Origin of the sequence: Streptomyces sp. NPDC056061 (genome assembly GCF_042266885.1) — a bacterium.
In the GTDB taxonomy this organism is placed as follows: domain Bacteria; phylum Actinomycetota; class Actinomycetes; order Streptomycetales; family Streptomycetaceae; genus Streptomyces.
On record NZ_JBHJWQ010000029.1, the window covers coordinates 54,622 to 79,378 of the forward strand.

Annotated in this window: 20 protein-coding genes and 1 pseudogene; 11 read left to right on the forward strand and 10 right to left on the reverse strand. The window is 69.8% G+C overall.

Annotated elements, in window-relative coordinates:
• The first annotated feature begins 164 nt into the window (after positions 1-164).
• The gene (locus ACFC79_RS31125) at positions 165-620 is read left to right on the forward strand and encodes an ATP-binding protein (protein ID WP_376247041.1); all 456 of its coding nucleotides are present in this window, start codon (positions 165-167) and stop codon (positions 618-620) included.
• A gap of 212 nt (positions 621-832) precedes the next feature.
• Here the strand turns inward: ACFC79_RS31125 and ACFC79_RS31130 are convergent, their stop codons facing one another.
• On the reverse strand, positions 833-1,513 hold the full coding sequence (locus tag ACFC79_RS31130; RefSeq protein ID WP_376247043.1) for a (2Fe-2S)-binding protein: 681 nt from the start codon (positions 1,511-1,513) through the stop codon (positions 833-835).
• Between the two features lie 233 nt (positions 1,514-1,746).
• Here ACFC79_RS31130 and ACFC79_RS31135 point away from each other — a divergent pair, with 233 nt between their 5' ends.
• Positions 1,747-2,787 (forward strand): DMT family transporter, encoded by a 1,041-nt coding sequence (locus tag ACFC79_RS31135; protein WP_376247046.1) that lies wholly within the window; start codon positions 1,747-1,749, stop codon positions 2,785-2,787.
• Here the strand turns inward: ACFC79_RS31135 and ACFC79_RS31140 are convergent.
• A complete protein-coding gene (locus tag ACFC79_RS31140) occupies positions 2,757-4,337 on the reverse strand; it encodes a peptidoglycan DD-metalloendopeptidase family protein (RefSeq protein WP_376247049.1) in 1,581 nt (526 codons plus the stop codon). The genes ACFC79_RS31135 and ACFC79_RS31140 overlap by 31 nt on opposite strands.
• A gap of 632 nt (positions 4,338-4,969) precedes the next feature.
• Here ACFC79_RS31140 and gndA point away from each other — a divergent pair.
• The 3 genes from gndA to ACFC79_RS31155 all read left to right on the forward strand — a co-directional run bounded on the left by gndA (position 4,970) and on the right by ACFC79_RS31155 (position 8,762).
• Positions 4,970-6,412 (forward strand): NADP-dependent phosphogluconate dehydrogenase, encoded by a 1,443-nt coding sequence (gene gndA / locus ACFC79_RS31145; protein WP_376247051.1) that lies wholly within the window; start codon positions 4,970-4,972, stop codon positions 6,410-6,412.
• A 482-nt stretch (positions 6,413-6,894) separates the two neighbouring features.
• Complete coding sequence (locus ACFC79_RS31150) at positions 6,895-7,965, forward strand: Dyp-type peroxidase (RefSeq protein ID WP_376247054.1); 1,071 nt, start codon at positions 6,895-6,897, stop codon at positions 7,963-7,965.
• Complete coding sequence (locus ACFC79_RS31155; RefSeq protein ID WP_376247057.1) at positions 7,965-8,762, forward strand: family 1 encapsulin nanocompartment shell protein; 798 nt, start codon at positions 7,965-7,967, stop codon at positions 8,760-8,762. The genes ACFC79_RS31150 and ACFC79_RS31155 overlap by 1 nt, the downstream gene beginning before the upstream one ends.
• Positions 8,763-9,146: 384 nt before the next feature.
• Here ACFC79_RS31155 and ACFC79_RS31160 read toward each other — a convergent pair whose 3' ends face one another.
• Genes ACFC79_RS31160 through panD form a run of 3 tightly spaced genes read right to left on the reverse strand, consistent with a single transcriptional unit; the run spans position 9,147 to position 10,771 of the window.
• A complete protein-coding gene (locus tag ACFC79_RS31160) occupies positions 9,147-9,905 on the reverse strand; it encodes an arylsulfatase (protein WP_376247059.1) in 759 nt (252 codons plus the stop codon).
• Positions 9,902-10,309 (reverse strand): GNAT family N-acetyltransferase, encoded by a 408-nt coding sequence (locus ACFC79_RS31165; protein WP_376247062.1) that lies wholly within the window; start codon positions 10,307-10,309, stop codon positions 9,902-9,904. The genes ACFC79_RS31160 and ACFC79_RS31165 overlap by 4 nt, the downstream gene beginning before the upstream one ends.
• Positions 10,310-10,345: 36 nt before the next feature.
• Positions 10,346-10,771 carry an aspartate 1-decarboxylase gene (panD, locus tag ACFC79_RS31170; RefSeq protein WP_376247065.1) on the reverse strand — a complete coding sequence of 142 codons (426 nt, stop codon included), beginning with the start codon at positions 10,769-10,771 and terminating at the stop codon, positions 10,346-10,348.
• A gap of 236 nt (positions 10,772-11,007) precedes the next feature.
• Here panD and ACFC79_RS31175 point away from each other — a divergent pair, with 236 nt between their 5' ends.
• Positions 11,008-11,154: a hypothetical protein gene (locus tag ACFC79_RS31175; protein WP_376247068.1), complete on the forward strand. Its 147-nt coding sequence runs from the start codon at positions 11,008-11,010 to the stop codon at positions 11,152-11,154.
• Here ACFC79_RS31175 and ACFC79_RS31180 read toward each other — a convergent pair.
• Positions 11,145-14,480, reverse strand: coding sequence for a BTAD domain-containing putative transcriptional regulator (locus ACFC79_RS31180; protein WP_376247071.1), 3,336 nt, complete (start codon positions 14,478-14,480; stop codon positions 11,145-11,147). The genes ACFC79_RS31175 and ACFC79_RS31180 overlap by 10 nt on opposite strands.
• Before the next feature lie 184 nt (positions 14,481-14,664).
• Between ACFC79_RS31180 and ACFC79_RS31185 the strand changes: the two genes are divergently transcribed.
• Both ACFC79_RS31185 and ACFC79_RS31190 read left to right on the forward strand, forming a co-directional pair.
• The gene (locus tag ACFC79_RS31185; RefSeq protein ID WP_376247073.1) at positions 14,665-16,284 is read left to right on the forward strand and encodes an MFS transporter; all 1,620 of its coding nucleotides are present in this window, start codon (positions 14,665-14,667) and stop codon (positions 16,282-16,284) included.
• Between the two features lie 229 nt (positions 16,285-16,513).
• Positions 16,514-17,191, forward strand: coding sequence for a hypothetical protein (locus ACFC79_RS31190; protein ID WP_376247075.1), 678 nt, complete (start codon positions 16,514-16,516; stop codon positions 17,189-17,191).
• 70 nt (positions 17,192-17,261) lie between these two features.
• On the opposite strand, the gene ACFC79_RS31195 is transcribed toward ACFC79_RS31190, so the two are convergent.
• The 4 genes and pseudogenes from ACFC79_RS31195 to ACFC79_RS31210 all read right to left on the reverse strand — a co-directional run.
• Complete coding sequence (locus ACFC79_RS31195) at positions 17,262-17,519, reverse strand: hypothetical protein (RefSeq protein ID WP_376247077.1); 258 nt, start codon at positions 17,517-17,519, stop codon at positions 17,262-17,264.
• A complete protein-coding gene (locus tag ACFC79_RS31200) occupies positions 17,467-17,697 on the reverse strand; it encodes a DUF4158 domain-containing protein (protein ID WP_376247080.1) in 231 nt (76 codons plus the stop codon). The genes ACFC79_RS31195 and ACFC79_RS31200 overlap by 53 nt, the downstream gene beginning before the upstream one ends.
• Before the next feature lie 95 nt (positions 17,698-17,792).
• On the reverse strand, positions 17,793-18,098 hold the full coding sequence (locus ACFC79_RS31205; RefSeq protein WP_376247092.1) for a group II intron maturase-specific domain-containing protein: 306 nt from the start codon (positions 18,096-18,098) through the stop codon (positions 17,793-17,795).
• Between the two features lie 141 nt (positions 18,099-18,239).
• Positions 18,240-18,889: pseudogene (locus ACFC79_RS31210) on the reverse strand (reverse transcriptase domain-containing protein); the annotation flags it as partial.
• 2,654 nt (positions 18,890-21,543) lie between these two features.
• On the opposite strand from ACFC79_RS31210, the gene ACFC79_RS31215 reads away from it, so the two are divergent.
• The 3 genes from ACFC79_RS31215 to ACFC79_RS31225 are packed head-to-tail and all read left to right on the forward strand — an operon-like array spanning position 21,544 to position 24,678.
• On the forward strand, positions 21,544-22,452 hold the full coding sequence (locus ACFC79_RS31215; RefSeq protein WP_376247083.1) for a glycosyltransferase family 2 protein: 909 nt from the start codon (positions 21,544-21,546) through the stop codon (positions 22,450-22,452).
• Entirely contained in the window at positions 22,449-23,651 is a 1,203-nt protein-coding gene (locus tag ACFC79_RS31220) for an NAD-dependent epimerase/dehydratase family protein (protein WP_376247086.1), read from the forward strand. Before ACFC79_RS31215 ends, ACFC79_RS31220 begins: the two co-directional genes overlap by 4 nt.
• A gap of 4 nt (positions 23,652-23,655) precedes the next feature.
• Positions 23,656-24,678 carry a cupin-like domain-containing protein gene (locus tag ACFC79_RS31225; protein ID WP_376247089.1) on the forward strand — a complete coding sequence of 341 codons (1,023 nt, stop codon included), beginning with the start codon at positions 23,656-23,658 and terminating at the stop codon, positions 24,676-24,678.
• Positions 24,679-24,757 lie beyond the last annotated feature (79 nt).

The following is a 24,757-nucleotide window of genomic DNA, read 5'->3' on the forward strand; positions in this document are numbered from 1 at the left end:
ACTCGCCGGGGAGCCGGCGGACGGGCCCGTCGCGGACGTGTCGGGGGCGGCCCGGCCACGTCCGGGAGCCGCGGGATTCTTCCCGGTGTGGGACCGTTCGTCGCGGGTAGGCGAACGTCCGGAAGCTGTCACCCGACACCCCTGCGTCGCCCTGGCTGGAGCACATGAACGAACAGGTCACCTCGCGACCGGCCGACCACCCCTGTCCGGAGCGCCACACGGAGGTGCTGCACAGCGCCGAGGTGTTCGACGGCGAGCCCGGCTGCATCGCCAGGGCCCGGGCGCTGGCCGACCGCTTTCTGATGCGGTTGGCCGCCGAGTGGCTCGCCGTGTTCGGTGAGCGCACCCGCGGCGATCTGATGCTGGCCGTGAGTGAGCTGGTCACCAACGCGGACCGGTACAGCCAGGGCCCGTATCTGCTGGAGCTGGAGGGCACCGCGGAACGCATCAGCGTGACGGTGTACGACAGCAGCACGGCGCTCCCGTTGTTCTGCCCCCCCGACCCGGCCCGGCCCGCCGGCCATGGGATGGAGATCGTCGTGGCACTGTGCGACCGCCTGACCGCCGAACGGGTGCCGGTGGGCAAACGCGTCCGCGCCGAGTTCGAGCTCAGCGGCTGAGCTGTGGGGCGGGCGGGACGCCGCCCGCCCCACGACCAGACGGCCGGGAGCCGTCGGCGGCAGCGGGCGCGACCGGCGACGGAGCCGATCCGTTCACCGGTTGCGTCGTCTCCGCGAGCGGCGGCCGTTGCGCGGTCCGGGGGCGTGCACCGGCTCACGTCGCCTCCTCCGGTCCCCGGCCGCGCGTCAGAACCTCGCGAAGACGCCGCGTGTCAGGACCTCACGAAGACGCAGTCGCCGCACAGCCCTCCGGCGGGACAGCGGTAGTAGAGGCAGCAGCTGCGGCGACGGAACGCGGTGTCGTGCGGGGCGCCGGTGTCCCGCAGGTCCGGATGGTCGAAGAGTTCGGCAGTCAGTGCCCGAGCCCGTGCCGCCGCGTCGGGGCGGTTGTGCGTACGGCACCAGTCGACTATTTGGCTCAGGGCACCCGCGAGCGCGGACCCGGCGTTTCCCCACATCAGCCGGTCCGACAGCGGGCCGTCCCGGTGCACCGCCTCGGCGAGGGGCGCCAGATGGCCGTACTGGACGACCTCACGGATCCGGTCGGCGGTGGCGGGCAGCGTGTCCGTGGTGTCCAGCCACAGGTCGTCGGGGGTGGAGGCCCGCGGGTCCCAGTGCACGGCGCCGGGCCGGAGCTCGGGAAACCGTCCGGTCAGCACGGCCGGTCCGAGGGCGATCGACCAGAGCCGGGCGGCGAGCCCCAACTGCGCGATGGAGGCGGCGACCCTGCGCTCGTGGGTGCGGTGCCGGGCGGCGACCGCGTCGATCCGGGCCGTGAGCGGTGCCGTGTCCCCCGCGTACAGTCGTGCCAGCGGGCGGTGCTCCCCCTCGGGCGGGGCGGTGGTGCGCAACGCGAAGAAACCGCCGAGGTCGACCGTCGCGGACTCGTCCATCGTTCCGTGTTCCTCCGCTTCGCCGGGCGTCGTCCGTGCCCGTACGGTCGCCGGCCGCCCCGTGCGGCCGCCGGTCCCATGCCCGGGGTTCACCGTATCCTCTTCGGACTCGTGCGTTCCTGGTCGTTCGGAAGACGGACCCCGGGTATCACACCCGTACTACCTCGGCAGTACGGAAGATCGACGACTCAGGGACGACGACGGGGCGGCCGCGAGGAGACATCGTGGGGCACATGAGTTCCCTTGCGCTGTCCGTGCTCCTCTCGCTGGTCTCGGCGGTCGCCTACGCGGCCGGGGCGATCGTCCAGGAGCACGTGGCCACGGCCGGTGAGGACCGCGCTCTCGCACTCGTCCGCAACCGCATCTGGTGGGCGGCGGTGACCCTGAACGGGGTGGGGGCGGTGCTCCATGTCGTGGCCCTGGCGTACGGTCCGCTCAGTCTCGTCCAGCCGCTCGGCGCGCTGACCATCGTCTTCGTGCTGCCGATGGCTGCGGTGTTCGTCGGGCGCCGTCCGGGAGCCGCCGCCTGGCGCGGGGCGATCATGACATCCGTCGGCCTGGCGGGTCTGCTCGCGCTCACCGGCGGCTCCGGGCCCCATGCACTGGACGGCCGGGAGCAGTTGAGGCTCGCCGGTGTCACGCTCGGGGTACTCGGTGCGCTGCTCCTGATCTCCCGGACGGCGCGCCGCTCCGTCGTGCGCAGCGTGATCCTGGCCGGGGCCGCGGGCGTTGCCTTCGGCATGGCCTCGGTGTTCACGAAGACGGCGGCGATGCAGTGGAGTTCGGGCACACCGACGGCCGGGGTGCCGTCGCTTCCGGCGATCGCCGTCTTCGCCGCCGTCGGGCTGCTGCTCTCCCAGGCCGCGTACCGGGGTGCCGGGCTGACCGCGCCGCTGGCCATGGTGACCGTGGCGAACCCGGTGATGGCCGCGGTCGTCGGCATCACGATGTTCGACGAACGGTTCCGGCACGGTGCGTCGGGGATCGTGCTCGCCCTGGTCTGCGGCGTGGTGGCCGCCGGTGGGCTGGTCCTGCTCACGACGGAACGGCTGGGCGCGGAGCAGGTCGCCGGGGGCCCTGCGGGCGAAGTACCGCCACGCGCCATCGTGAAGGGGCCGGAACCGGTGTGCCCGAACGCGACGGCCCTCGGCGCCGGGGCCGACGGGCGCTCGCCGCAGCCCGGCCCGGCACACCCGGGGGGAACGAGGGCCGGGGCCGACGGAACCGTTCCCCCGGCAGCCGTTCAGACCCTGGCGCCGCCCGCCCTGAGGTAGGCCAGCGGGTCGATGTCCGACCCGTAGCCGGGGCCGGTGCGGATCTCGAAGTGCAGGTGCGGACCGGTCACATTCCCCGTCGAGCCCGAGCGGGCGATCCGCTGCCCGGCGGAGACGTGCCGGCCCTCGCGCACATGGAGCGCGGACAGATGCGCGTACTGGCTGTACTTGCCGTCGCTGTGCCGGATGACCACCTGGTACCCGTACGCCCCCGCCCAGCCCGCCGAGACGACGGTCCCTGGGGCGATCGCCTTGACCGACGTACCGGTCGGGACGGGGAAATCGATTCCGGTGTGATAGCCGCTGGCCCAGGCCCCGGCCCGGTGGTACGGCGTTCCGATGCCCGCGGCGACCGGCGCGACGAGACCCGGACGGTGCTGCGACCGCGAGGGGTGTTGCGACTCGGTCTGTTTCGGGTGCGGCTTCGGCTTCGCTGCCGGAACCCGGGGCGCGGTGGCCCGTGCCGGGGGCTTCGCGGCCGGTGCCTGGGGCTTCGCCACCGTCTCGCGGGGCTTCGGTGCGGGTGCGGGAGGCTTGGCCGCCGGTGCGGGGAGACTCGTCCCGGCCTCCCGGGGAGCGGTGGCGTGTGCCCGGGGCTTCACCGCATCGTGCCGTTCCCCGGCGACCTGTCGCTGCGGTGCGACCGTCCGTCGCTGCTCGGTCCGCTCCTTCCGGGGTTCGGCCTCCCGATGCGGCGGCTTCGTGTCCGGTTCCGCCGCCCGCTCCGGCCGCGCCCCGGGCCCCGCCGTCGCAACCCGTTCCGATTCGTGGCCCGTTCCCCGCGTCCGGGCCGCATCGAGACTCAGTCGCTGTCCGGGAAAGATGAGATCCGGGTCGGCTCCCACGACCGTGCGGTTCTCCGCGTAGAGGCGCTGCCAGCCGCCCGGGAGGCGCTCGTTCTCGGCGATCGCGGAGAGCGAGTCGCCGCGGGTCACGGTGTACGAATCGCGCCTGCCGGGCCCGGTGGTGGGCCTGGTGGGGGCGGAGGTCCGCTTCGTCCGGGCCGTCCCCGCCGCGGACGTGCCGGATGCCTGCTTGCCCCGCGCCTGCTCGTCCTGTGCCTGCTTCTCGGACGCCCGCTTCTCGGGCTTCTGCTCCCCGGGCGACTGCTTCTTCGGCGCCCGTGCCTGGCTGCTGCGCTCCGACTGCGGTGCGATGCCGGAAGGCGCCCCGCCGGTGGTCAGCCCGGCCCGCGTCGAACAGCGCGGCCAGGCTGCGGGCCCCTGCCTGGTGAGCACCTTCTCGGCGATGGCGATCTGCTCGTCCTTGGTGGCGAGGTCGGCGCGCGGGGCGTAGACCGTGCCGCCGTAGGCCGCCCACGTCGACCGGGAGAACTGCAGGCCGCCGAAGTAGCCGTTGCCGTTGTTGATGTGCCAGTCGCCGGTGGACTCGCAGGCGGCGACCTTCTCCCAGACGTCCGCCGACGCGGCGCCCGCCGAGGCCGCCGCGATGAGCGGGAGCGCGAGTCCGGCACCACCGGCGGTGACCGTGAGCGAAACACGGTTCAGCCGACTGGGTTGATACCTGCGGTGCCGTCCGGTTGCGGCCATGATGTGGCTCCCCCACTGGCGGTTGGACACGTCGCAAGCGCTCAACTTAGGGGCAGGCAAAGCAAGATGACAAGAGCACCAGGCCGGTCCGCCCCGGCGCCCGCCGCTTCGCCGTCCGGCCCCGCGGGCGGCGTCGGGACCGGCGGCAGGCCCGTGCGGTCGGGCCGTCGCGGTCGGGCTTCCCGTGGTCGGTCGTCGTGCTCCCCCTCGTTCGTGGCGGGCTGCCAGTACTCCAGCGGGAAGTGCGGGGCCTCGACGGCACGTTCCCACGACATCCGTACATCGCGGGGCACACCGGAAGCCGCAGTTCGCCCCCGGGGCGCAGCAGCCGTGGAGAGCGCTGCGCGGCAGCCGTACCGCGTCCGTGACATCGGGCCCGGCCAGGCCGTGGGCGCGCGGCATCGCACGGATGGTCTCGCCGGTAGGGGGAGGTCCGGACGGCGACGGCGGGATCGGCCCGCAGCCGCGTCACCTCGCGACGGCCGGGACACTCCGCAGCGGTACCCGGGCTCCTGCTGTGTTCTCCTCATGTGCATGAGGAACGCCCGGACGGCCCACGCCGAACGGCCCGCTCCGTGCGCCGTGCCCATACTGAGGATCCCGGCCCCCGACAGAGATTGCAGGGCACACGGATGAGCGGCACCGCACAGATCGGCGTCACGGGGCTCGCGGTCATGGGCCGCAACCTCGCACGCAACTTCGCCCGCCACGGCTTCGAGGTAGCCGTGCACAACCGGACGACCTCGAAGACGGACACCCTGGTCGAGGAGTTCGGCCACGAGGGTTCGTTCGTGGCCGGGCGGACACCGCAGGAGTTCGTCACGGCACTGGAACGGCCGCGCCGGCTGGTCATCATGGTCAAGGCGGGCGGCCCCACCGACGCCGTGATCCAGGAGTTCGCCCCGCTCCTCGAAGAGGGCGACCTCATCATCGACGGGGGCAACGCGCACTTCGAGGACACCCGGCGCCGGGAGCGGGACCTGCGCGGACGCGGCATCCACTTCGTGGGCGTCGGCATCTCCGGCGGCGAGGAGGGCGCACTGAACGGGCCGAGCATCATGCCCGGTGGCTCGTCCCAGTCGTACGCCTCGCTCGGGCCGATGCTGGAACGGATCGCCGCGCGGGCCGAGGACGGCAGCCCGTGCACCACCCACATCGGCCCCGACGGCGCCGGGCACTTCGTGAAGATGGTCCACAACGGCATCGAGTACGCCGACATGCAACTGATCGCGGAGGCGTACGACCTGCTGCGCAGGGTGGCCGGCTACTCCCCCGCACGCATCGCCGAGACCTTCCGCCGCTGGAACACGGGCCGCCTCGACTCCTATCTGATCGAGATCACCGCCGAGGTCCTCGCCCACACCGACGCGGCCACCGGAGAGCCGTTCGTCGACATCGTGCAGGACCGGGCCGAACAGAAGGGGACCGGCCGCTGGACGGTGCAGACCGCGCTCGACCTCGGAGTGCCCGTCTCCGGCATCGCGGAGGCCGTGTTCGCCCGTTCGCTGTCGGGTCACGCGGATCTGCGCGAGGCGGCGAAGGAGCTGGCCGGACCGTCGGCCCGGGTCCTGGACGAGGCGGACGCCGCCGCCTTCGCCGACCGGGTGGAGCAGGCCCTGTACGCGTCCAAGATCGTCTCGTACACGCAGGGCTTCCATCAGATCAGGGTGGGCAGCGAGACGTACGGCTGGGACATCGACCTCGGCGCGGTGGCGGCGATCTGGCGCGCCGGATGCATCATCCGGGCCGCGTTCCTGGACCGGATCCGGGCGGCGTACGACACCCGGCCCGAGCTGCTGAGCCTGCTGTCCGACGAACGGTTCGCCGAGGAGATCGGTGCGGCGCAGAACGACTGGCGCGCGGTCGTCGCCGAGGCGGCGCGGCAGGGGGTGCCGACGCCCGGATTCGCGGCAGCCCTGTCGTACTACGACGGGCTGCGCGCGGACCGGCTGCCCGCGGCGCTCACCCAGGGGCAGCGGGACTTCTTCGGTGCGCACACCTACCGGCGCACCGACCGCGCGGGCTCCTTCCACACGCTCTGGGGCGGGGACCGGTCGGAGATCGGGACGGGCTGATCACCCCGACCGCGGTGGCCGCGGCAGACGCGACCGGCGACGGGCGCCGCGGACGCCCGGCCACCCTCGGGCGCCCCGACCGGCTGCGGACGCGTGGGCGCTGTCCCCGCGCCGACGCGGGTACGCGAAGTCGTGCGCCCGTCCCCCGGACCCGAGTCCGGCCCGGGGCGGACACGTGGGCGTGCCTCAGCGCCGGACACGGGGGGGCGGATTCGTGCGCCCGTCCCCCGACCGGCGTCCGGCCCGGGGAGGACCCGCCTGTGGTCCGTCCGTCCCCGCGCCGCCCGATCCCCCATCGGCGTCACCCTGCCGGATGCCCCGGGGTGCGGCTGCGCCGTCCGTGTGCGTAAGTAGCAGCGAGCCCGTCTTCCGGCACGCCTCGGACCGGCGGTCGCCGAGGCAGCCGCCGCCCGGCCGCCATCGCCCGTCCCGTGGTGTCCGGCAGCCGCACCGCCCGACACCGATGCCCCTGGAGCCCTCGTATGCCCGACGTCCCGCCGGATCCGGCCGCCGCCCAGCCCGTCGTCGCCCAGCTGACCAACGCGGCCCTCATCCTGGTCGCCACGGTCGAGTCCGGCGGCGAGAGCACCGTGCGCGAGGTGTTGCCGGATCTTCCGGCGATCGCCCGCTCGCTCGCATTCCGGTTCCCCGGTTCGGAACTCAACGCGGTGGTCGGCTTCGGTTCCGACGCCTGGGACCGGCTGTTCGCGGGACCTCGGCCCGCCGGGCTCCACCCGTTCCCGGAGTTGCGCGGTGCCCGCCACCATGCCCCCGCCACCCCCGGCGACCTGCTGTTCCACATCCGGGCCGAGCGCATGGACGTGTGCTACGAATGGGCCGCCCAGCTGCTCGACCGGCTCGGCCCCGCGGTGACGGTGGTCGACGAGACGCAGGGCTTCCGCTACCTCGATCACCGGGATCTGCTCGGCTTCGTCGACGGCACCGAGAACCCCGTCGGGGCGGGCGCCCTGGCGGCGGCCCTGGTCGGTGACGAGGACCCCCGATTCGCCGGTGGCAGCTACGTGATCGTGCAGAAGTACGTGCACGACCTCGCGGCCTGGAACGAGCTGAGCACCGAGGAGCAGGAACGCGTCATCGGCCGGACGAAGTTCACCGACACCGAGTATCCCGACGACGTCAAGGCCCCCGATTCGCACGTCGCCCTCAACACGATCACGAAACCGGACGGCACCTCCCGCGAGATCCTCCGCGCCAACATGCCGTTCGGCAGCTTCGAGCGGGGCGAGTTCGGCACCTACTTCATCGGCTACGCCGCCGACCCGGACGTGGCCGAGCAGATGCTCCGCAACATGTTCCTCGGCAGCCCGCCCGCCATGCACGACCGCATCCTCGACTTCTCGACGGCGGTCACCGGCACGCTGTTCTACGCCCCAGGCGCCGAGTTCTTCGACGCCCCGCCATCGCCCGCCGCGACCGCGGTCGAGGCCCCGTCCGAGCCGGCCCCCGTGCCGTCCCTCGTGCGGACCGCGGTCGCGGACCGGCCGGACGACGGCTCGCTGCACATCGGCAGCCTGCAAGAAAGCGCCACGTGATGAACAACCTGCACCGCGAACTCGCCCCCGTCACGGAAGCCGCCTGGGACCAGATCGAGGAGGAGGCCCGGCGCACCTTCAGCCGCCACGTGGCGGGCCGCCGCGTCGTCGACGTCACCGGGCCCGCCGGTCCGGAGCTGGCAGCCGTCGGGGACGGGCACCTGCGCGACATCGACCCGCCGACGCCGGATGTGATCGCCCGCGCCCGCACCGCGGTGCCCGTCATCGAGTGGCGGGTTCCGTTCACGGTCACCCGGGCGGCCGTGGACGACGTGGAGCGCGGTTCCGACGACAGCGACTGGCAGCCCGTCAAGGACGCAGCCCGTACCTGTGCGTTCGCCGAGGACATGGCGATCATCGACGGGTACGCGTCGGGCGGTGTCACCGGGCTCCGGGACGGCTCCTCGCACACGCCGCTGGCGCTGCCGGCCGACGCCCGCGACTATCCGGCCACGGTCAGCCAGGCGCTGACCCAGTTGCGGCTGGCCGGGGTCGACGGGCCGTACCGGCTGCTGCTCGGTGCCGACGCCTTCACCGAGGCCACCGAGACCTCCGACCACGGGTACCCGGTCGCCACCCATCTGGCCCGGCTCCTCGACGACCGGATTCTGTGGGCACCCGCCGTGCGCGGCGGTGTGCTGCTGTCCACTCGGGGCGGCGACTTCGAACTGAGCCTCGGGCAGGACCTGTCGATCGGCTACCAGGACCATGACGCGACCGGCATCCGGCTCTACTTCCAGCAGTCCTTCGCGTTCCGGATGCTGACACCGGAGGCCGTGGTCCCGATCATCGCCTGACGGACCGTCCCGGGTGCCCGGACACGCCACGCGGTCCGGCGCACCGGACCCGATACGGCCCGTCCTCGGTGGCGGGCCGGCCGACCCGATCCGTCGAGCACGGACCATGCCCGCACCTCGTCGCCGCACGGGCCGGACCACCGGCCGCCCCACCGGGTCCCGGCCCGCGCGGCGCATCCGGCGGCGGTCATCCGGGCGGGTGCGGCGACGGCTCCGGTTCCGGCACCGGCTCGGGGGTCGGGGCGGGCGGCTGCGGAATCGGGTCCGGGGCCGGACCCGGTGGCACGGGACCGGGTGGCGGAGCCGGGGGCTGCGGCATCGGCGGCGGCTCGGGCATCGGCCCGGGAGTGGGCGCCGGCGGCACCGGGTCGGGGTAAGGGTTGGTCATCGCGAATCTCCGAACGGCGAGGGGTGGGTCCGGTTCTCCCTCCACCGTCGCGCGGAGCGGCTGCCCGCGCCCGGTGAGCCCGTGCGTCCGGGTTCCGAATGGTCCGTCCGGGGCGACGGGGTGGTACGGCCGCCCGCCACGGCCGCTGCGGCGGCCAGGCCCGAACGGGGGCTGGACAGCACCGGGACCCGGGTGGCCGTCCGCGCACACGCGTCTGCCATGGACGCCTGGGCCAGGACGATCACGTCGGCGTCCGCCACCGCGTCGGCCGCCCTCACGACCAGGTCCAGGTAGCCGTCGCGGTCACCGGCCCGGAACCGCGCCCAGGCCCCGTCGACGAGCACGGCACGGACATCGACGGGCCGCTCCCCCGCCTCCTCCGCGAGCAGCGCGAGCGTCGGCGCCAGAGTGTCGGCCAGCGCCGCGAGTACCACCACGCGCCCCCGTTCCACCGCTGCCGCCGCCATCGGACGGTCGACCCGCAGCACGGGCACGCCGCCCCTCGCCCCGGCCGATTCCGCGACCCCGGCGATCGTGGAACAGGTACAGAGCACGGCCGACGCACCTTCGGCCGCGGCGTCCGCGAGCAGGGCCCCGACCGCGTCCGACACCGCTTCGGGGCCGCACTCCCCGGCCCGGGCGAGCAGGTCCTCGCGCACCACATGGCGCAGGACGAGTCCGGGGTGTTCCGCGTCGCGAAGGGCGTCGAAAACCGGAACATGGGCCGGTGAGGTGTGCAGCAGTGCGAGTGTCATCGGCCGAACCGTACCCGCCCCTTCCCCTGTCCCTGCCGGGATCGGAGCAGCTCGGGGTGCGAGGCCGGCTGTGCCCTCGCCCGCTCCATGAGCTCCGACGGGGCCTCGTGGCCCAGGCCGGGGTGGCGCCGAGCCCACTTCGCGGCGTACCGGCAGAGCGGGACGACGGGCACACCTTCCCGGCCCGCAAGGGCGTAGAAATCCTGGACGAGGGCACCGGCCACCCCCTTGCCCCCGTGGCCCGGCTGGACGACGGTGTGCACGGCGACGAGCCCGGCGGGCTCGCCGTCCGTCACGAAATACGCGATGCCTCCGACGGCCTCGTCGCTCTCGTACGCGCGCAGTTCGCCGTTCGCACGGTCGTCGCGGATGCCGATCTCGGTCCGGCCGGTCTGCTCCGCCATGGCAACTGCTCCCTCGGTGCTGGGACGGTCCCCGGATCAGCGCCCTGCGGGCACTCCGTGCGGGCTCCGCTCGGTGGCGGTGCCCGGCACGGGCTCGGAGGCATCGGCACCGACCCCGACGATACGGTTCGACCCGTCGACGTGCACGACACACGGGACCAACGAGCGGGCCTCGGCGTCGTCGACCTGGGCATAACTGATGAGAATGACCAGGTCGCCGGGGTGGACGAGGTGGGCGGCGGCGCCGTTGATGCCGATGACCCCGGAGCCACGCTCGCCCTCGATGACGTACGTCTCCAGCCTGGCCCCGTTGTCGATGTCGACGATGTGCACCAGCTCACCGGGCAGCAGGTCCGCGGCCTCCATCAGCTCGCCGTCGATGGTGACGGAACCGACATAGTGCAGATCGGCCTGGGTCACGGTGGCCCGATGGATCTTGGACTTGAACATGGTACGCAACATCGAGGTACTCCTGGAGCTAGGCTCCCTGCCTGCGATTTTGCAGGTCAAGGGCGGTTTCTCTACCTTACGACGAGTCGCATGTTCGGTCAGCTTTCACCAGGTTTTCGAGGACTGACACTGACCAATTGCTGACATTCCTGACACATCGTCAAGTTTCCCGAGAGAGCTTCGCCAGCCCTCCCGGACCTCACCGCGACGACTGCACAAGCCTACGCAGCAGCCCCCGAAGGGTGTTCGTGATCACCGTCACTCTGGCGGTCTGGACGGGACTGCTGCCGCTGCACCAGGCGCTGCGGGAAAACGAAGTGCACACCGTCGTCAGGGAGTTCACCGCCGCCGTACGGGAGTGCCGGGCCGCCGGGGATCCGCCGGCTCAGGGCTGAGAGGGCAGGTCCCCGGCCACCGACCTCAGCTCGTCGAGGTCGGCCCGGCGGCCGTCCGCGTACGCGTCCCGGTAGGCCCTGTCGCCGAGGACGCCACGGACCTTCGCTGTGATGCGCTCGACGTCGCCCCGCTCCGCCGGCGCCGGCGGAGCGTTCGTCGCCTCGCCGGCCTCGGCCGCCGCACCCAGCAGCCGCGCGGCATCGCGGTGGCGGCCAAGCTGCGCGTGCACTCCGGCCAGTCCCACCAGCGCGATCACCACCCCCCGGGGGTCCCCCGCCAACTGCCGTGCGACGTCGAGGCCTTCCAGGTGCAGGGCCAGCGCGGCCCGGGTGTCGCCCCGCGCCTCCGCGATGAACCCCAGCTCGGGCAGGATCAGCGCCAGCGGCAGGGTGTTGCCCAGTTCAGACCGCTCCTGCGGCATCCAGTCGAGCACTCGCCGCAGATGTGTCTCGGCCATCTCCAGCTTTCCCGCCTTGCGGGCCGCGATCCCGAGCCCCATCTCCCCGAAGATCTCCCCCGGTTTGAAGCTGTGCTCCCTGGCGAGCCGGATCGCCCGCTCGTGAAGCTCCCTGGCCTGCTCGAACTCGCCGGTGAGCATCGCCACCCGGCCGAGCCAGGAGAGCCTGCTGGAAACCTCCGACCACAGGCCCAGCTCCTGCGCGGTGCGCAGCCCGGTCCAGTGCAGTTCGGTGGCCTCCTCGTAACGGCCGGCGATCTCGGCCAGGTTGCCCAGGGAGTCCGTCGCCTGGAGGTACCCCCAGCGGTCGCCGATGTCCAGGAAGAGCGCCGCACTGCGTTCGCCGTCCCGTCGGAGCGAGGCCAGATCCCCGCGCACCATCGCGTGCTTGGCGCGGGTCCCCAGCGCCGCCGCCGTGCCCCACCGGTCGCCGAGCCCGTCGAAGGCGGCCAGCGCCGCGCCGACGAGTTCCTCACTGACCGATAGATCCCCGAAGTCGCACTCGATGAAGCCGAGGAACCAGCGCGCCCGCGCCCGGTCGGCGGGCTCGTCGTCCCCCCGGTCCAGCGCCTGTGCCGCCCGCCGCCTGGGTCCGTCGTCCGCCGCGTCCCCGGACAGCACCGTGAAACCAGCCTGCCAGGCCAAGGCCACCGCGCGGACGGCGCCCGGCACGGGCTCCGTCTCCCCGCCGTCCGGGGCCGTCGCGTCCAGGGCCGCGCCGAGCTGTCGCATGCCCTCGCGGAGCCGCCCGCGCAGGAACCAGTACCAGGCCAGTGAACTCGCGAACCGCAGGGCCGCGTCCCTGGCGCCCGCCCGGTTCTCGGCCGCGTCCCGGATCACGCCGGCGAGCGCGCTGCGCAGGTTTCCGCGCTCCGTGTCGAGGAGGTCCAGCCACCCCTGCTGGTCCGCGGTGTACAGGTGCGGCCCGGCCCGTTCGGCGAGCTCCCGGTAGTAGCGCCGGTGACGCCGCACCGGCTCGGTGTCCCCGGCCTCCCGCAGTTTCTCGCGGCAGTACTCGGCGACGGACTCCAGCAGCCGGTAGCGGTGGCCGCCCACACGCTCCACGGCCACCACCAGGGAGCGGTCCACCAGCCGCGCCAGCAGGTCCAGCACGTCCCGGGCCGCCACGTCCTCGCCGCCGCACACGGCCTCGGCCGCCTCCAGCGTGCAGCCGTCCACCTGGACGGCCAGCCTGCGCAGCACGATGCGCTCGGGCTCGGTCAGCAGCTCCCAGCTCCAGTCGATCATCGCGCGGAGCGTCTGCTGACGCGGAGCGGCCCCCCGGCACCCGGCGGCCAGCAGCCGGAATCGGTCGTCGAGCCGGGCGAGCAGGCCCCCTACGCCCAGAGCACGGATCCGGGTGGCGGCGAGCTCCAGGGCGAGCGGGATGCCGTCGAGTCTGCGGCAGACCGTGGAGACCGCGCGGGCGTTGTCCGCGGTCAGCGAGAATCCGGGCACGATGTCGCGGACGCGGGTCACGAAGAGCTGTACGGCGCTGGACCGCTCCAGCGCCTCCGGGCGTGCGTCGTCCGCGGGGTCGGGCAGCTCCAGCGGGGGCACGGGCCATCGGGCCTCGCCCGCGAGCAGGAGCGGCTCCCGGCTCGTCGCCAGGATCCGCAGGCCGGGCGCGGCCAGCAGCAGGGTCTCGGTCAGCGCCGCGGTGGCCTCGATCAGGTGCTCGCAGTTGTCGAGGACCAGCAGGACCTGCTTCGTCCGCAGATAGTCCGCGAGCTGCCCGGCCGGTGTCCTGCCTCCCCCGGCGGCCCCGGGGTCCGCAGCGGCGGCCTCGTGCACCCCCAGTACCGCCATCACCGCCTGGGCCACCGACTCGGTCGCCGGCTCCGCCTGCTCAGGGACGCCGGAGCGCGCCGGCGGGGCCAGTTCCACCAGCCACACCCCGTCGGGGAACGTGCCGACGGACCGGCTCGCGATCTCCAGGGCGAGCCGGGTCTTGCCCACTCCGCCGGGCCCGATGAGGGAGACCAGACGGCCCGCCCCGAGAAGGGCGCGTACCTCGGCGACGGCCGTGTCCCGGCCGATCAGCGCGGTGATCGGGGAGGGCAGGTTGCTGCCCGCGGGCGTCACCGGGGCGCTGCCGGGGCCGGAACCGGGCATCGGGGTGAGCGCCGGGTCCTGCCGCAGGATCGCCCCGTGCAGACCGACCAGCTCGGCGCCCGGGTCGAGCCCCATCTCCTCGACGAGCAGCCGCCGCAGTTCCTCGTACGTCGCCAGCGCCTCGGCCTGCTGCCCCGATCGGTAGAGGGCGAGCATGTACGAGGCCCGCAGCCTCTCCCGGAGCGGATACCGGCCCACCAGTTCACCGAGCTCCCCGGTCAGGGCCTGGTGCTCGGCCAGCGCCAGCCGGGCCTCGGCCTGGTCCTCGCAGGCCGACAGGCGCTGTTCGCTCAGACGGGTGATCGCAGGCTGGAGGAAGGGCTGATCATCGAAGTCGGCGAACGCCGCCCCCCGCCACAGCCCGAGCGCCTCGGTCAGCAGGGCCGCGCGTCCCCGCGGCTCCGGAGCCGTCCGGGCCCGTTCGACCAACGTCTCGAACCGGCTGGCGTCCACCGCGTCGCCGGGGGCCTCCAGCACGTATCCGGTCGCGAGCGACACCAGCAGGTTCCTGCCGCCGGGCTCGGCCTCTTCCAGCACCCGGCGCAACCGGGAGATCTTGATCTGCAGCGCGCCCACCGGGTTGGCCGGAGGGGCGTCGCCCCACAGGTCGTGCACCAGCCGGTCGGTAGGGACGGGGCGCCCGCCGTGGGCCAGCAGATCGGCCAGCAGAGCACGGATCTTCTGCTCGGGAATCCTGACCGGACGATGGTCCTCGGTCAGTACCGAGAGCGGGCCCAACACACCGAAACGCATGCGCAACGGTATCGAATGCCGTCCGACAGGGGAGCGAATGCCGTCCGACAGTGCTCCGAAAGCGCTGCTGGGCAGAGTGGGAGGGGCATCGGGCAGCCGCGAATTCCCCGGCGTCTGCCCGGTGCCTCCACAAACTGCCGGGCCCCCGCTCGGTCCCCTGACGGAGTAGACGGAAGGTTCAGTGATGGATACGAACACGACCAGTGAGGCTCCCGCGAGGGCGGGGCGGCGGGAGTGGATCGGCCTGGGCGTTCTGGCCCTGCCCACGCTCCTGCTGTCCCTGGACGTCAGCGTGCTGAACCTGGCCCTCCCCCACCTGAGCGCGGACCTGGGCGCCAGCGCCACCCAGCAGCTCTGGATCATGGACATCTACGGCTTCATGATCGCCGGGTTCCTGATCACCTGGGGCAACCTCGGCGACCGCATCGGGCGGCGCAAGCTGCTGCTGTTCGGCGCCGCGGCCTTCGGCGTCGCATCGGCCCTCGCCGCCTACGCCGGCAGCCCCAACACCCTGATCGCCGCCCGCGCGGTCCTCGGCATCTCGGGGGCGACGCTGATGCCGTCCCTGCTGGCGTTGATCGGCAACATGTTCCACGACCCCAAGCAGCGGGGCACGGCCATCGGCGTCTGGATGAGCTGCTTCATGGGCGGCATGGCGCTCGGCCCGGTCGCCGGTGGCGCGCTGCTCGACCGCTTCTGGTGGGGTTCGGTGTTCCTGCTGGGCGTGCCGGTCATGGTGCTGCTGCTGATCCTCGGCCCGCTGCTGCTGCCCGAGCACCGCGACCCGACGGCGGGCAGGACCGACCTGCCGAGCGTCGTGCTCTCCCTCGCCACGATCCTGCCGGTCATCTACGCGGCCAAGAAGCTGGCCACCGACGGATTCGCGGCGACGACGCTGCTGCCCCTCCTCGCCGGTGTCGTCATCGGCGTCGTGTTCGTCCAGCGGCAGCGCAAGCTGGCCAGCCCGCTGCTGGACCTGCGGCTGTTCCGGAACCGCACGCTCAGCTCCGCCCTCGGCGTCGCCCTGCTGTGCTCCGCCACCATGGGCGGCGTGACGCTGCTCGTCTCCCTGTACCTCCAGCAGGTGGCGGGGCTCTCCCCGCTGGAGGCGGGGCTGTGGCTGGTGCCGTCCTTCGCCCTGGCGATCGTCGGCAACCTGGCCGCGCCCAACCTGGCGCGCCGCATCCGGCCGGCCTACGCCATCGCCATCGGCCTGCTGGTGACGGCGGTCGGCCTGCTGCTGATCACCCAGGTCGACGACAAGGGCGGCATCGCCCTGGTGGTGACCGGATACGCCATCGCGTTCGCGGGCACCAGCCCGATGGGTGTGCTGAGCACCGAACTGGTCGTGGGCTCCGCACCTCCCGAGAAGACCGGCTCGGCCGCGGCGATGTCGGAGACGAACGGCGAGTTCGGCATCGCGATGGGCATCGCCGTCCTGGGCAGCGTCGGCGCGGCCGTCTACCGAGGCCGGATGGACGACAACATGCCCGCCGACGTTCCGGCGGGCACCGCCGACACCGCGCGCGACAGCCTCTCGAGCGCTTCGCAGGCCGCCGCCGATCTCCCCGGGGCCGTGGGGGAAGACCTGCTGTCCGTCGCCCGTGAGGCTTTCACCCGCGGGCTGCACATCGTCGCCGTCTCGGCCGCCGTCGCCATGGTCGCCTTCGCCGTGCTCTCCGTCGTGGTGCTGCGGCACGTACGCCCCAGCGCGGGGAGTGAACAGCAGCCCGACGGCACGGCCGACGAGACGGCTGGCAAGTCGGAGCCCAGCACGGTCGGAAGTGCCACTACGCAATCCTGAAGATCTGCGGGTGCGGGCCCCGTTCCCATGCTCGAAGCGCTTCATCCGGATCTCTTCACCCGAGAAAGAGGACACGGTGCTGACGGCTCAGACGACGACACGAGAACAACTGGTCCGCAACGCGACGGAGTCGGCCTCCACGCTGCGCGAGCACGCCGACTGATCGGAGGAGAACCGGCGGATCCATGACAAGTCCATCCAGGTCCTGACCGACGTCGGCCTCTTCCGCATGCGGGCCCCCGCTCAGTACGGCGGTCACCAGTCCGACACCCGCACCCTGTACGAGGTGGCGGTGGAGCTCGGCCGGGCCGACGGCTCCGCCGCCTGGACGGCGTCCGTGTACTGGATCCCGACCTGGCTGGCGGGGCTGTTCCCCGACGGGGCGCAGGCGGAGGTCTTCTCCACCCCCGACGTACGGATTTGCGGGACCCCGAGCCCGACGGCGACGGCCGCCCCGGCGGACGGCGGCATCGTGGTCGACGGGCGGTGGGGGTTCATCACCGGGGCCCTGCACGCCCACTGGCAGCTCATCGTCGCGGTCCTGATCCGTGCGGACAGCGAGCCCATGCCCGTCATGGCGCTCGTGCCGATGGAGGACCTGACCGTCATCGACGACTGGTACGCGGCGGGGCTGAAGGGCACGGACAGCGTCACCACGGTCGCCGAGGGGGTGTTCGTCCCGGAGGAGCGGGTGCTGCCGCTGGGCTCGGTGTTCCAGGGCCAGTCCGCCTCCCAGGCCAACGCGGGCCAGTCGATCTACCGGGCCCCGCTGCTGCCGGTCGCCGCCGCTTCGTCGGTGGGCTCCGTCGTCGGATGGCCAAGGGCGCCATGGACGTGTTCCTCCAGCGGCTGCCCGAGCGGTAGATCACCTACACCTCCTACGAGCGGCAGAGCGATGCCGCGCTGACGCACCTCCAGGTCGCGGACGCGGCGATCAGGATCGACGAGGCGGAGTTCCACGCCCACCGCCTCACCGCTCAGGTGGACGCCAAGACGGCCGAGGGGGCCGATTCGACGGCCTCCACGACCTTCTCCAGCGCGATGTTGATGAGGTCCGCCGGCCGGTTCTTCGCCGCGGCCTCCTTGCGGATCGACCGCTCGGCGATCCTGCGGGCCTCGCCCTGGTCGTACTTCACGCCGACCTTCTTGCGGACCAGGCCCCGGTGGTGCTTGACGGTCCGCTCAGCCCGGTACAGCGGCAGCGTGCCCTCCGGCAGCTCCACCTGCCGCCTCACGAACTACCACCTGCTCCGGCACGTCCTCCAGCGCGGGGAAGCAGCCCATGCGCTGGTACGACTTCAGCATCAGCAGCAGGGCCAACAGATGCTCGTCACCATCCGTGGCATCGGCCGCCCACTGAAGCTCATCGCGAGTCGGCGTGAAGAACAGATGCAGCTCATGCGCAGTGATCATCCGCTTGCCGAGTAGCCGGAGGGAGTCTCACCCTCCGGCTCTCACAGAACCGTGCGTAACAGTCGCCCGTTACACGGCTCTTGTCGCTCTGATCATCAGACCACCACGGCGTTCACAGTTGGGGTACAGCGCCAGTGCGCGAAGATGCGCGGGTATCGCTGGGCGATCTCCTGCATCTTCGCGATGGCCTTCCGCTTGGCCGCGAGCCGCTTGCACTTCTGGCGGATCCAGCGCACCAGGTAGGCGTTGATGCGCATCAAGAAGGGATGCAACTCCGCGGGCCGACAACGCCCGTAGCAGTTGATCCAGCCCGCAACCGCAGGGTTGATCCTGCGGGCGAGTTCATCGAAGGACAGTTCCGAGCGGGTGTGCAGGTGCCAGGAGCGCACCTCCCGGCTCATCTTCTTCAGGGCGTCTTTGCTGACTGCCGGATCGAACGACAGGAACTGCCTGCCGTGTCGGGTCCGGCCCCGTCTGGCACGGAAGGTGCACCCGAGGAATGTGAACGCCGTGTGCTCGAAGGAGCCTCGGCGTTGTCCGTCCTTGCAGTACACGATCCGGGTCTTGGCCGGGTGCAGTTGCAGCTCAACCTCGGCCATCCTGTCTGTGAGCGCGGCCAGCACAGCGCGGGCCTGACGCTCCGTGACGCAGTGCAGCACCGCGTCGTCCGCATAGCGCTCGAACCAGACGGTCGGGAGCTCCCTGGCCATCCAGGTGTCGAACGCATAGTGCAGGAACAGGTTCGCCAAAAGGGGGAATCTGGGGCGCCTTGCGGCGTCCCGCGTTCCCGCTCAACTCGGGAGCCGTCCGGCATGACAAGCGGGGCAGCGAGCCACCGCCGCACGTACAAGTTCACCCAGACGGCATCAGTGTGCGCTTCCACTGCCTTGACCAGCAGGTCCCAAGGCACGCTGTCGAAGAACTGGGTGATGTCGAACTCCACCACCCAGTCCCGCTTCCAACAGCGCTCCCGGCATTTTCCCACTGCGTCCAAAGCGGACCGTCCGGGCCGGTATCCGAAGCTGTCTGGGTGGAAAATGGGATCCACCCTGCGCATCAGATGCCGGGCCACTACGGTCTGAGCCACCCGGTCGGCGACAGCGGGAATCCCTAGAATTCTCTCACCGCCGCCGTGCGGCTTAGGAATGGCCACCGCCCGCACTGGTGGCGGAAAGTATGAGCCTGACGACATGCGATTCCAGACCTTGTAAAGATTGTTCTTCAGGTCTCTCTCGAAGTCGTCGATGCTCTGCCCGTCCACACCAGGCGCACCCCTATTCACCCTGACCTCTTCCCACGCCTCCTTGATTTCCCACTTCGAGATATCAAACTACTTGATCTGAGACTTCAACTGGCCCATTGGAATCCTCCCGGCCGATGTCCGGTTGATGCGATCAACACAGTCACGAACGACCCGGCCCCTTCGCTCCACCCCCATTACAGGGGCTTCACCACTACTACGAGCCGGTCCGCCGGCACACCCCGCATCAGTACTCAACCCCTTGCAGTGTCCGCTGCTTGGAGCTCTCCCTCTCGCCCACCACTATGTGGCGGGCAATATCGGGGTATGCCTTCTCCCGTTCCATACGAAATCCGCAGACTGGACTCACGTCGCCTACATTCCGGACCCCATCTGACCAATAAACGGGCACCCGTCAGACTTATCCCGAAGCTCGGTTCACACCCCGGTTCTGATGTCGCCTGTTACCCTTTCAACACGTCAGCAGCGATTCACTTGCGTTCGTCTTCCCAGTCCCCACCTGACGCCTCTTACGACGCCTTTTCCTCATCGCTCACCACGACGGTCTTCAGCCAACGCGGCATGAGGCGGTTTGAAGCCTCTCCCCGCAGGGCGGCTTCGGAGGGCCACAAAACCTTCATCTTCCGTACAGCACCATTCCTGGAAGCTGCCCTACGACCAACTCTCTTTCATGTTGAGGACACAAGAACCGCGGGTACGCGGTCCGCTCGATCGAGGTCACAAGCCCGCCCCGGGCCCCGATGACAACAACAACACGACCAACGACACTGAGCCGAACGGGTGACGGGCCGAGATGCTCAAGGCTTCAAGATCAACTCATTTCCCCTTTGGCTCGTATCTCGGCGATACCCCAAGCAGGCGGTGGGTTGGCAGGGGCCGCATGAGAGAGCGCAGGGCGGCGAGCCAGTCGCGTCGCTGGTGGCCGTGCAGCGTCAAACGCTCTCAATCTCACTTACACGGTGGTCCATGCCCATCGGGCATTCTCTGCTCTTCTCCAAGATCCGAAGTTGCGACCTGGCATCGGCCGCCAGAGGATTGTCAATGAGTCAGCGACGAGTCAGCGACAAAATAGTTGCGGCCGAGAACGAAGAAATCTGACGAGCGTCAACGAACCTGAAAATGTGCGGGCGCTTTGCTCCGTAGGCAACTGATCCATTTTCCGGAGCGAGTGTGCTCGCTTGGCGTGAGGAGTTCAGATGTCAGGGCTCGACTACCGTTCGAAAGTATTTGCCCCCGTTGCGCCCACGCGCATCGGTGGCACCATCGGGCGCGGAGATTTTCCCAATGCGGTACTGTCTGGATCGACTGCGAATTTCAAGGTATACGTCGACCCGTCGGTCGGTGCAGCTGGAAACATTATCGCCGGCACTGTGCTGTCCGTCTGCGAACGAGATCTGACCACGATCAAGGGTGAGTTTGGCGGCATCCAGCCTCCTGGTACTCCCTTCAACGTGATCATCGCGGCCGGCGTCGGTGGTGCTTACCACTACGGATGTGCCGCAACCGACATCTACTGCGGAGTCGTCACCACGCCAGCAGTGGTTGCGCAGTTCACGGCATTTGTCCTCGCCGCCGAGGTGGTTGAAGTATTCGAGGCCGCACAGGCTCAGGGCTGGAACTGTGGATCCAGCAATGGGGAGGGCCTGTCCCGGGTGCTAGCCACCGCTATTTATCCGGACCAGATCAAAACTCCGGGGTTCGCCACCGCGGCGGAGTGGCTCGACAGTACCCGGCCTGACTGGGTGAACAACACGTTTACCGGAACTGCGTCAACTCCTGGCGACACCGATCCGGTTGCGAACGGGTGCTCTGTCCTGTTCCTGAACTACCTTCGGTATCAGCTCGGCCATACATGGAGCACGATCGTCGCAGCAGCCGGAACAACATTGTCGCAAACGTACCATTCTCTCACTGGTGACGCGGCTGATCCGTTCCCTGCTTTTGCGGGTCTGTTGGCTTTTCGTTTCCCGCCGGGCGTGCCTTCGGGTTTGCAGAATGATTCTCCATTCCCGATTACCCGGCCGCCCACGCCCACGCCGACCCCGACCCCCACGCCGCCGACGCCCACGCCACCGCACCCGACCCCCACGCCGCCGACCCCCACGCCACCGCACCCCACGCCGACTCCCACACCCACACCGACCCCGCACCCCACACCTACGCCGACGCCCGCGCCGACGCCCGCACCGACCCCGGCACCCACGCCCGCGCCCACCCCCGCACCGACGCCCGCACCGACGCCCGCGCCCACTCCTGCACCGACGCCCGCGCCCACTCCGACCCCCACTCCTGCACCGACGCCCGCGCCCACCCCCGCACCGACGCCCGCGCCCACCCCGGCGCCCACTCCTGCACCGACGCCACCTCCGACGCCTGCACCGACGCCGGATCCTGGCGGTAACGGAGACGGCAACGGAGGCAGTGGCGGAGGCTGAGGCGGAGGCTGAGGCGGCAACAGCGGGTGTGATGGTCGGCGCCCACCGCGGATGACGGGACAGCTCCTCAGGGATCAGGGATGAGTAGATCAGGGAGGAACAGCAGCTCGCAGAGGGAAAACACACTTCGAGCAGAAGGTCAATGATTCGATGACGACGACGCTATCGGGTGAGGCCTCAATTGTGATTCCCACGCACAATGAGGGTGAGAATTTGCGCAGAACGGTCGATGCTCTGCTCGGCACCGCCATGCCCGGTAGCGAAGTGATCGTCATCGATGACGGATCGACTGATGGAAGCGCGGATTTCCTGTACAGCGGATACCGCGATGTGCGGGTGGTGAAGCCGGCGGAGCGACTGGGAGCGCTGCGCGCCCGCAATTACGGGGCGGCGCTGGCGACTCGTCCGTTCATCGTGTTCGCCGATGCTCACGTCGCCCCATCGCCCGGGTGGCCCAAGCATTTCGCCGACGCGCTTTCCGAGCTTGCCGTCGCAGCGGTGGGGCCCGGTATCGACATGATGGGACGCCCGGGCTCGACGGGGTATGGGCATGTGTGGTCCGATGCAAACCTGAGCTGGCGTTGGCTTTCCAAGAAGAGCATGGAACCGTACGAGGTTCCGATGCTTCCCGGGTGCTTCTACGCGCTACGACGCGACGTGTTCGACGTAACCGGTGGCTTCGATTCTGGATTGCTGATCTGGGGTACTGGAGACGCCGAACTCTCATTTCGACTCTGGTTGTTGGGATACCGCTGCCTCATGGTACCGAGTGTCAACGTGGCGCATCACTTCAAGAAAGTGCGCAACTTCTCGCTGAACTGGGAGCTGATGCTCCATAACGTGTTGCGAACTGCGACGGTCCATCTAGGGCAAACGCGACTGACTCAGGTCGTGGCCGCGATGAACGGGCACAAGGCATTTCCGTCGGCTTTTGCACGGTTGACGTTCAGCGATGCCTGGGGCAGGCGGGATGAATTGCGTCGAACACGTATCAGAGATGACGATTGGTACTTCGATTACTTCGACATCCACTGGCCAACGGAGGGTGAGCGCGGATGAGGATAATCGTTGCCGGCGCCGATGGGTATCTCGGCTGGCCGATGTGTATGCGACTGGCGGCGCACGGCCACGACGTGCTCGCCGTCGACAGCCTGATCAAGCGTGCATGGGAGAGCGAACTCTCCGTCAGGCCCGTGGCACCCGTTTCTGGTCTGATTGACCGAGCCCGTATCTGGCGCCAGATGTCCGGCCGAACGATATCGGTCGAAATCGGTGACCTGTGCGTGTCCGGCTTCCTCGACGACCTGATTTCGAACTTTGAGCCCGACGTGCTCATCGACTTCGCGGAACAACCCTCGGCGCCGATGTCGATGATGGACGAGGAACACGGAGTCCAGACGCAGGTGAACAACGTCGTGGGCACACTGCGGATACTCTTCGCGCTGCGTCGGCACGCGCCGCAGTGTCATCTGGTGAAGCTGGGGACGATGGGTGAGTACGGCACCCCGAACATCGACATCGAGGAAGGCTTTCTGGAAGTCGCGCACAACGGTCGGCGCGACGTGTTGCCTTTCCCCAAGCAACCCGGATCGATTTATCACCTCTCGAAGGTTCACGACAGCCATAACATCGCCTTCGCCTGCAATGCCTGGGGGTTGCGAGCATCCGACCTCAACCAGGGCATCGTCTACGGCATGTGGACCGAACAGACGCGGCTCTGCCCGGAGCTGCAAACGAGCTTCCACTACGATCCGGTCTTCGGCACCGTTATGAACCGTTTCTGCGTCCAGGCTCTCGCCGACCAGCCCCTGACCGTGTATGGGCAAGGCGGTCAAACACGTGGATTCCTCAATATCCTGGACACACTGCAATCGATTGAAACCGTCATCGACCATCCGCCACGAGCCGGGGAGTACCGGGTTTTCAATCAGTTCGCGGAGCAGTTCAGCGTGCGCGAGCTGGCGGCGCGGGTGGCAGCGGCCGCCATGCAGCTCGGACACACGGTCACGGTCTTGAACGTCAGAAATCCCAGACCTGAGGCCGAAGACCATTACTACAACGCAAAACACTCAGCGCTCCTCCGGCTCGGCGTCCAACCGCACCTGCTAAGCGACACAGTCCTTGTCGACCTGCTCCGCAGCATCGCACCGTTCGTCGCCGACGTTCAGCTCGATGCCTTGCGCCCGGACACCGCATGGACATCGATCGATCACACTCCGCCGGAGCTTCAGCGCGTCTCGGCAACAGAGGAGACATAGAGCGATGCTGGATACGACCGCCTTCGAACTCTCTGACAGCTGGCGCCGATGGATCGCAGAGAACCACCTGCTGGGAACAGATGAGCAGGCCATCCTCAACACGCTGATCAGCCAGGGAGTGTCCGAGGATCAGGCTCGGGCCGAGTTGGAGAAGGTCCGGCTCGACACTCATCTGGTCGCAGGCGAGTGGATCGTCCAACGGTTGCGCAAACTGGAGTCGCTGCTGGCTTCTCAGGAGCAGATGCGGCGCCTCGATCCGGCCTACGCCGAGGTGCCTCGCCGCTCGGGTATCACCCGAGAGCAATTTCTTCTCGAACACTATGCGGCCAACCGTCCTGTGGTGCTCACAGATGTGGCAGATCACTGGGCGGCACGCCGCAAATGGACGGCCGAGTTCTTGACCGAACGCGTGGGGAACGAAACCGTCGAGGTCATGACCGCGCGGCATGCCGATGATCAGTACGAGCAGAACCTCGATATGCACCGCGCGCGAATGCGTTTTGCCGAATACATCGATCTCGTCATGACCAGTGGACCAAGCAATGACTTCTACCTGGTCGCAAATAATCACTTCTTCGACAACCCCGGAGTTTCCCGGCTGCTTGAGGACTTCGACTTCGACGCGCGAATCCTCGATCCTGATGCCTGGCGATCCCAACTGTTCTTCTGGTTCGGGCCGGCAGGGACGGTGACGCCATTGCACCATGATGTGTCCAACGTTCTCCTTGCCCAGGTCACCGGGGCCAAGTGCGTCACCCTGGTGCCCGCTCTCGAAGCGCATCGCGTCTACAACGAGGTTGGCGTCTTCAGCCCCGTCGACCCGGAAAGTCCGAATGGGGTGCAACATCCGCTCTTCGCCGACGCCACACGCATCACCGTCGATCTCCGCGAAGGGGAGGCGCTGTTCATCCCGGTCGGATGGTGGCACCACGTGCGCAGTCTCGATGTTTCCGTGAGTATCTCGTTCACCAACTTCGTCTTCCCCAACGATTTCCAGTGGGCCTTCCCGGACATCGACCGACGATGAGGGCACGGGCAGGTCGTACGCTCCCCGTCGGGAGTGCGTCGGCGAGGTCCGTCGTCGGAGGCCAGGTGTGATGCTATGA